Origin of the sequence: Carboxylicivirga caseinilyticus (assembly GCF_050589785.1) — a bacterium.
Classification (GTDB): domain Bacteria; phylum Bacteroidota; class Bacteroidia; order Bacteroidales; family Marinilabiliaceae; genus Carboxylicivirga; species Carboxylicivirga caseinilyticus.
Genome location: NZ_JBNGOX010000072.1, coordinates 1 through 8,702 on the forward strand (window position 1 = coordinate 1; position 8,702 = coordinate 8,702).

The 8,702-nt window shown below is 33.5% G+C and carries 6 protein-coding genes; all 6 read right to left on the reverse strand.

Going from position 1 to position 8,702, the window contains the following annotated elements; translation table 11 throughout:
• Positions 1-188 precede the first annotated feature (188 nt).
• Positions 189-638, reverse strand: a complete 450-nt coding sequence (locus ACRD62_RS21965; RefSeq protein ID WP_430822239.1) for a hypothetical protein — start codon at positions 636-638, stop codon at positions 189-191.
• A gap of 424 nt (positions 639-1,062) precedes the next feature.
• Positions 1,063-4,158 (reverse strand): efflux RND transporter permease subunit, encoded by a 3,096-nt coding sequence (locus ACRD62_RS21970; protein ID WP_107823869.1) that lies wholly within the window; start codon positions 4,156-4,158, stop codon positions 1,063-1,065.
• A gap of 12 nt (positions 4,159-4,170) precedes the next feature.
• Positions 4,171-4,542, reverse strand: coding sequence for a DUF2147 domain-containing protein (locus ACRD62_RS21975; RefSeq protein ID WP_107823870.1), 372 nt, complete (start codon positions 4,540-4,542; stop codon positions 4,171-4,173).
• Between the two features lie 12 nt (positions 4,543-4,554).
• On the reverse strand, positions 4,555-5,613 hold the full coding sequence (locus ACRD62_RS21980; RefSeq protein ID WP_107823871.1) for an efflux RND transporter periplasmic adaptor subunit: 1,059 nt from the start codon (positions 5,611-5,613) through the stop codon (positions 4,555-4,557).
• A 12-nt stretch (positions 5,614-5,625) separates the two neighbouring features.
• Positions 5,626-6,954, reverse strand: a complete 1,329-nt coding sequence (locus ACRD62_RS21985; protein WP_107823872.1) for a TolC family protein — start codon at positions 6,952-6,954, stop codon at positions 5,626-5,628.
• A gap of 174 nt (positions 6,955-7,128) precedes the next feature.
• Positions 7,129-8,247 (reverse strand): helix-turn-helix domain-containing protein, encoded by a 1,119-nt coding sequence (locus tag ACRD62_RS21990; protein ID WP_107823873.1) that lies wholly within the window; start codon positions 8,245-8,247, stop codon positions 7,129-7,131.
• Positions 8,248-8,702: the final 455 nt, after the last annotated feature.

Here is an 8,702-nt window from a genome sequence, read left to right on the forward strand (position 1 = left end):
TCTTATCAATCCCCATAGTCAGCTATTTCTACCCGGTTGTCGGCAACACGCGCGCTCAGCCTTTGGTTTGCAACCAGGCAGAACGCTTAGTTGTTGTGCTTAGTAATTTTTACTATCTGTATTCTATTAATAAATCAACTCTATTTAATCGTTCTTTATATTCTTCTTTATAATTCAAATCAAATCCTTTATACTGTACTTGAATCATTTAATCTTTTTGAAATCGTATCTAACTCAAATTTTGTAAATTGTTTTAGTCCATATAAACCATTAATCCAGACGAAAATTAAAGGAATAAAAATCAAAGCGAAGGAAATAACCAATGATAAGTGAGAAAGTTGCCATAAAACAAAAAATCCTATTATTGAAATTAGAGTCCAAAATACTATCAGTTTTGTTAAATCAAAAGAAAATGAGATGTTGTCATCATAAATATTGAAATATCCTGAATCTTTAAAATCCATTTGTTTATAAATTACTTCCCAACCATTTGACTTAAACTTATACAATCTCTTAATCCTAATTTTTGTATCAGTTTGTCGCATTGTTTTATATCGTCCTGAAAAATATATCTCAATTATTTGAATAATAGAATCAGACGTTAAATTATCTGGTTTATATATTTTATTCTTTATCATTTTTTATCAATAGTAGGATGCTCCTAATTATTAAGCACAACGGTTGGCGGTATGAGTAGTGCGGGATTTCGAAGCACTTACTTATCAAACCGTTGCTATGTTTATTAAATGTACTCATGTTGAATTTACCACATTACCCCGCATTACTTATGACCGCGTGTTGTATGCTGGTGTTTATTGTTCAAAGACAATCTGTTTCAAGTTTTTACAAATCTAATATTTTATCTTATCAATCTGCACTGAACTTGATACGGAGCATTAATTTATTTTGTTTTTTGTGGGAGGGCAAACCCCAAACCGCCCTTAAAGGCGGTAACAAGGCTGGTATTTGTTAGCTCTTTGGCAAGTTTTGGTTTGAGCGTGGCTCGTGTGACTTGCCAATGTGCTAACAAATAGGGCTGATTGGTTAAAAAAATTATGATATTTACATACCTTTAGCTTGTCCCATTATTTTTATTTTCAATTTCTCAAATGTATAATAAATCATAGGTACAATAATCATTGACAAGAACATAGAAACTGTCAAACCTCCAATTAATACCCAACCGATTCCGTTTTTCCATTCAGCTCCGGCACTGGCAGAAACGGCAAGAGGAATAAGCCCAATAATCATTGAAATATTGGTCATAAGAATGGCTCTAAAACGCAATAGTACAGCTTCGAGTATGGCATCCACCAATGCTTTTCCTTCCTTTATTAGGTCGTTGGCAAAGTCGATTACAAGAATGGCATTTTTGGCTACCAGTCCGGCAAGCATAATAATACCCAAAATGGTAAACAAGCTAAGGTTTTCGTTTGCTAATGCCAGTGCAAACAATGCCCCGATAATTGCTAAAGGAATGGTAAACAGCACCACGAAAGGATGCAGCCAGTTATTGTAAAGCAGAACCATAATTAAGTACATAAAAAGAATTGCGGCAATAAATGCAATTGCGAGCGACGCAAACGATTCGCTCATCATTTTCGACATTTTCGAATATTCATGACTTGTACCTTGTGGGAAATTTGCCTGTTCTACTAAATTTTCGAATTGTTCAGTTGCAGTACCTTGCGAAACACCTACCAACTGGCAGGTAATAGTTGCCGACGAGCCGCGGTTATATCTTTCTAAAACGCTTGGACCCAGTCCTTGTTCAATAGTTGCAAATTGCGATAAAGTAACAATGCCTTTGTGAGTTTTAAATTTTAACGATTCTAAATCAGATTTGTCTTTTCGATTAAATTCGTCGAGACGAATGTTGATATCATATTCGTTATCTCCAATCCGGTATTTATTATCGGTGTTCCCGGCAAATGCCAGTTGAATATCTTTTGAAATTTCGCCTATTGTAAGTCCATAATATGCCAGCTTTTCTCTGTCAAAAAATACCTGGTATTCAGGATTACCAAAATTCAGTGAATTTTCTACTTCTGTAGTTCCTTCAATAGAGCGAAGCAAATCGCAAAACATTTCGGAAGCTTTGTAAATACTATCAATATTACTACCTTTTACATAGAATTTTATAGGAATGTCTTCGTTGCCCATAATGTTAACATTGGCAGCACTAACTTTAATGCCGGGCACTGTTTCCTCAATTTTGGCACGTAATGTTCGAGCAATATTTTGTGAACTCATTTCGCGTTCTTCTAAAGGAACAAAAATTACATTAAACTCGGTAAAATAAGGTGTACTATTATCAGTTGCAATAGCGTTTCCTGTTCGTTTACCAATAGTTGTATATAAATTTTCAACTTCAGGTTGTGAAAGGATAAGCTCTTCAACTTGCGAAGTAACTTTTAAATTCTCGTGTATTTTTGTCGATTTTGGCAATTCAATTCTTAAAATAGCATTTCCCCTGTCACCCGATTCCATAAACGAAGTGCCAATAAAACCTGCCGGAATAAGCCAAACGCTAAGAACAAACGCAACAATCACAAAGCCTGTTGTAAGCATTTTGTGGTGTAATGCCCACTTAAGCATATTTGTTATCCAAACAGCAAATTTTTCCAATAGTTTTTCAAAACCATCGAGTACTTTGCTTACGGCATTTTTCTTTGGTGTTTCAATTTTAGCATATCTCGAGGTTAATAAAGGCACAAGTGTAAATGTAAATAGCAAACTAAAAAGCATAGATGCCACAATAACAATTGCATACTCGTGCAAAATTTGACCTGTGATTCCTGTAACCATTGATATTGGAATAAATACAGCTGATAAAACAGCAGTAGTTGAAACAAGTGTAAGACCTATTTCTTTCATGCTGTCTTTTGTGGCATCAAACCTGTTTTTGCCCATTTCCATATGGCGGTGGATGTTTTCGATTATAACAATAGCATCGTCGACTACAGTACCAACAACCAACGAAAGCGAGGTTAAACTAATAAGGTCGAGCGAAAAATCGAGCAGGTACATAACAATGAATGTCCCTATTAATGATGTTGGAATAGTAACCAGAACAAAAAGGGTGTTTCGGTAACTTTTTAAGAACAAAAGCATAATAAGTGAGACAAGGATAATTGCCATCATTAGGTCTTTACCAACAGCATTTGCTGCATTGAGTGTAAATACTGAATTATCGTTGGCAATTGTAAAATCTAATCCGGAATCGGCATAATCTACTTTTAGTTGTTCCAGTTTTTCCTGAACAAGTCGGCTTACATCTACAGCATTGGCTTCTTTTTGTTTTGAAACTTCAATACCAATGGCTTCGACACCATTGATTTTTGCAATTGTTTTTATGTCTGAAATTCCTTCATATACATCGGCAATTTCTTCAAGGTAAATAGCATTGCCGGTATTTGAATACCCTGCCACGGTTTTTCTTAACTGGTCGATAGATTGGTATTTTCCGGATAATCGCACCTTCATTTGAGTTTGTTCGTCTTCAATTTTACCGGCCGGGAATTCTATATTTGAAGCTCCAACAAGTTGAACAACTTGCTTTATAGTAAGGTTAAAAGCATCCAGTTTGTTTTTGTCGATGTTTACCTTAATTTCCTTTTGCATACCGCCAACCATATTCACATTTGCCACTCCTTTAATTTGCGATAAAGTCGGCTGTATTGTCTTATCGATAAGGTCAAAAAAATCGGTATTCGACAAAGCTGATGTTGCACCAATAGTAATAATTGGCAATTCACTTAAATCAATTGCCGAAACAGATGGTTCGTAAATGTCTTTTGGCAGTGTCCGACGGATTTTGTCAAGTTTTGCTTTTACATCTTGTAAGGCATCCTTGGGGGCAATATCCATACTCATCATAAGTCTTACACTTGAAACACCTTCCATTGAAGCTGAAATTATTTCATCGATTCCTTCAACTTGTGCCAGTGCATTTTCGAGTGGAATGGTTACTGATTTTTCGATATCGCTTGCACCTGCACCTGGATACACTGTAGTTACAACAACTACCGGCGCACTAATATCGGGAATCAATTCATACTTTAGTTTTGTACCTAAAAACAATCCTGCCAATAAGGTTATTATGAGCAGAACTAGTGGAATTGTTGGTCGCTTGATTGATATATCTGATATATTCATATTTTCAAAATTTTAAACTCGTGTCCAAATAACTTCTTTTTTAATAAATCCATATTTCATAAAAATCTTTATTTGATTAGTATTATGAAATTTGGTCATGCAGTCAAGTGTTTTTCCTTTAGCTGTTAAAATGCCACTTTCATACTGTTTTAATTTAGAATTATAGGTCAGGTCTTTAATGATAACATCCCCTATATTCACATCTTTGTCAGCATCTTTAGCTTTCCACACTACTTTTGCATTGTATTGGCCATTTGTTTGATAGAATTCAACCTTCATTTTTTTGTTTGCAGTAAGATATGTGCCAACTATGTTTTCTTGTTGAGAATATGCGGTCACAACTAAAAACAATGATATTATTATTGTACTTATCGTCTTCTTCATGCTAGATATTTTTTAATCTATAATTTTTACTTTCGCCGATTCGTAAAGGTTAATGGTTCCCGATACTACATAAATCTGGTTTAGATTTAAACCATCGATGATTTCAACACTGCTACCCAATGTTTTATTTATTTTAACCTCTTGTTCTACCAGCTCATTGTTTTCAACAATATACATCGAAGCATTTTGCAAGGAACCCGAAATAGCATTTCTGTCAACAATAATTGCTTTGGGCTGAGTTTTTTCGATAGTTGCTTCTGCAAACATTCCTGCTTTCAGATAGTTGTTTTCGTCAATAGAAATTTCAATGGCAAACCGACTGTTTGACAGTGCTTTTTCAGCGATATTTGTAATGCTTCCCGTAAAACAGTTGTTTGGATACTCATCTACTTTTAAAGTAACAATATCTCCGCTTTCTATTGACAAAACATCCTTGCTATTAACCTCAGTGGTAATAATCAGATTGTTTTTACTAATAATGTTGCACAGTTTAACACTTCCCGAAATAAGCATTCCTTCTTCGTAATAGCTATCGTTAATAAAACCCGATACAGGAGAAGTAACTTTAGTGTCGTTGAGCATTTTTGTAATTCTTGCAAGCTCAGCTTTCGATTGTGTATATTTTAAAGTAATATCTTCGAGATTTTTTTGAGTTACAGCATTGTTTTCAACCAACTTTTTCATTCTTTCGTAGTCAAGTTTGCTGTGCTCGTAATTTGTTTTTGCAAGTTCGTATTGCTCTTTCAATACTGAATTATCTATTTCAAGAATAGTTTCGCCTTTGTTTACCCAGCTGCCTTTTTCCTTGTATATTTTAATAATTCGTCCTTGTGTTTCGGCAAAAAGAAACAAATCGGTTTTATTTTTTATTGCTCCTGACATCTCGATATTTTGGATGTAATTTGCAGCCTTTACCGTGTCAACTTTTACAGGTATGGCAGTTGCTTTTACATTAGCAAGTTCCGCTTCTGCTTTATTTTTTTCCTTGTTTGCTTTTAATTTCCAACAAATTGCTGTTATTACCAGTAATATGATGAATGCGGGCAAAATATGTTTTATTATCTTTTTCATCTTATTAAAAATTTATTTATTCGTTAAAGTATTTAAATTGCAATTCGATTTTAACACATCGAGCTCGGCCATGAAGAGTTCTAATAAGCTTTTTGTGTAACTTAATTTAGCATTGCTTAAGTCTGAAGTTGAGATTAATAATTCAGTTAGGGGGAGTAATCCTTCTTCGTATTTAAGCGATGAAACATTATAGATATCATCGGTTTGTTTTATGTTGTCGAACTGAATTTCACAGTTTTCTTTTAGTGAAAAGTATTTATTTAATGTTTGTTGTCGTTCTTGATTAAAGTTTTGTGTTGCTTGTTCAATGTTCTTTTCTACAATTTGAGAATTGAGCTTCGATTGTTGCACTTTTGCTTTGTTTCTGCCACCCGAAAAAATGGGTATTGTCATTTTAAGACCTACAAGCGAAATGTTATTCCAATCGTTAACTTTGAACACATCGGCAAAATCGTTCTGTTGAACATTATAGGCATACGAAGCATAAAGCAATGTAGTTGGGCGGTAAGCTGCTTTTGATTTTTTTATCTGAAGATTTTGTATTTCAAGTTGCTTTTCAAGAATTTGAATATCGGTACTTTTTACAGAATCTATCAATCCAATTTTCTGATTGTTTTGATTGAATTCAATATCTAAATTGGGCTCAGGAAATGGATAGTCTTCATTGCCTATTAGTAATCTTATCCTGTTTTTCTGCTCAAATAACGATGCTTCTATTAGGTTAACTTGTTTCTCCAAATCATTAATTTTTACAACAATTCGGTTTGTGTCGGTTGGCAAAGCCATATCGTTATTTACCAGATTCGCAGCAATTCTTTTATTTTCTTTTAATATCTCAATATTTTCTTTTATAATTTTTAAGCTCTCCAAACTTGCTAAATAATAATAATATGAGTAGCTCACCTGATAGATTACATCTTCTTCAGTTTTAATTTTTAAAAGTTTGTATAATTCCGTTGACTCTTTTGCTGTTTTTAAATCGGTAAGCAATGAAATATTTGGTATTAAATATGATGCGCTAATACCGACATCGCCATTGTTGGGTCTTCCCATGTGTGTTTCAATATCACTGGGAGCACCAAGCATTTCTCCCGGAAGAATCACAGTGGGCAATTCAATATAATGCTTTGCTTCAATTGCTCCTGATAATTGAGGAAGTGTATAGGACTGAACTTGTTTAACTTGCTGTTCACTGTTAGCAATATCTAATTCTGCTTTTTGGATTTCGTAATTATTTTCAAGGGCCATCCGGAGCAGTTCTTTATGAACATCATCTACTTGTGAATAAAGAACACCTGTAAAGAGTAGCCCATTAATCAATATTAAAAACAATTTCTTCATGCTTCTCACTTTTTAAAATTTACTGAGAGCAAAGAAACTGCAATACAATAGTAACTACGACCTAACTACAAAGGACGTACTATTTACAAGTTCGACCTTTAAAGCAGCGACATATAAAATACAGATATACTGATACATAAGTTGTGATAGTTGAATTGCATTTTTTTACGAAGACTATCCGGAAGCTAGCTCTTTTCGATATTCGGAAGGTGTTTTTCCTGTAAATTTTTTGAAAAAAGTGTTGAATGATGACTTGGAATTGAATCCTGCCTCAAATGCAATGGCTATAATACTCCAATTTTTATATTTTTCTTCTTTAAACAAACGGATTACTTCGTTGGCACGAAACTCATTCACGAATGTATAAAGGTTTTTATTCAATTGTTCATTTAAAATCTGGGTAATATAATGTTGCTGTATGCCTGTGTGTTGCGATATTTCTTTTAAATTTACTTCGGGATTTAACCACAATTTCTCTACTTGCATCAATTTTGTGATTGTTTGGGCATACTTTACAGCATCGTTTCTTTTTAATCCTGACTTTTGATACGATTCTTTTGGCTTATCATCTTCAACTTCTTCTTTTTGAGCTAAAAGTCTGGGCTGAACATAACCTCGAAAACTTATTACATAAATAAAAAAAGTATAAACAGGTATTAGGATATTTGACATCTTGAAATCAATTCCAACGACTTTATTGAAACCATTTATTATAATGGCCAGAAAATAATATGAGTAAAAAATAAGTACCAGTGTCCATAGCCATTTTAAACTTACATTAGTATTATGGAAAGAATATAAATTATCGACGATTTTACGATATTGGTTCAACTGGCGAATAGTTATGTAACCATATATAGCAAAAGTAGATATAGAAATAATTCCAAATAAGATAAGCAATAATCCTATATCACCATCAGAGTATAACAAAGCCGAAAACTTCGGATTGTAATAAGATAAGAACAAAACATAAAAACTGATAAACACAAAAGGTAAAAAATGAACCAAATCGAATGGTTTGAATTTGTCAACTCCGGATATTAAATATTTCACATACAAATATAAAAATGATGGAAACGACAATGTAATTATAGCTCCTCTACCAATAAGATCGAATTCAAACTGGTCTTGAAAATCAATATTGATTAGTTTCATTATAAAAGAACACATTACAAAAATTAACCAGGCAGAAAGCAGCTTGTCGGTTATATTAAGTGGTCTTTTTGTAACAACAATTAATATGGCAGCAAACAAGGTTTGTGCAATATTTATATGTAAGAAAGCATCTAACAAAACATTTGAATTTTACATAAAGATATAATTAATCTAAAAGTAACAATAGATGAGAAATTTATTTTAAAACCGGATAATCATAAAAAAGAAGAATTGCTATCAAATTAGCAGCGGTGCGTTGGCAAAAAAACAACTCTTTTGTAAACTTTGGTTTGCAGAGCTGGCTTGCTACGGTTTGCAAATGTGTTGTTTTGTGGGCGGGGTTTCCTTTTTCTTTGTGTGGGGGGAGAAAAAAACAAAATAAATTCCCCTCAAACTGCACCGCCCTGTCAACGGAGCACCAATCCAATCAATCCGTTTTTTGTAATTATTTCAATCTTTTTTATTGTATTAATGTATCGTATCGGTTTTACACTTGCATACAACGTTTCGTGGATGAAGCGTATGGAGGTTAATAGAGCTGATCTTCTCAAATTTCACTGAGCCAAATCTTTTATTTGTTTTATCTTTTCATT

What these genes read in the sequence shown, in the direction of transcription:
- ACRD62_RS21980 (WP_107823871.1), bottom strand. Translation starts at nt 5,613, where the DNA reads ATGAAAAAGATAATAAAACATATTTTGCCCGCATTCATCATATTACTG.
- ACRD62_RS21965 (WP_430822239.1), bottom strand. Translation starts at nt 638, where the DNA reads ATGATAAAGAATAAAATATATAAACCAGATAATTTAACGTCTGATTCT.
- ACRD62_RS21975 (WP_107823870.1), bottom strand. Translation starts at nt 4,542, where the DNA reads ATGAAGAAGACGATAAGTACAATAATAATATCATTGTTTTTAGTTGTG.
- ACRD62_RS21970 (WP_107823869.1), bottom strand. Translation starts at nt 4,158, where the DNA reads ATGAATATATCAGATATATCAATCAAGCGACCAACAATTCCACTAGTT.
- ACRD62_RS21985 (WP_107823872.1), bottom strand. Translation starts at nt 6,954, where the DNA reads ATGAAGAAATTGTTTTTAATATTGATTAATGGGCTACTCTTTACAGGT.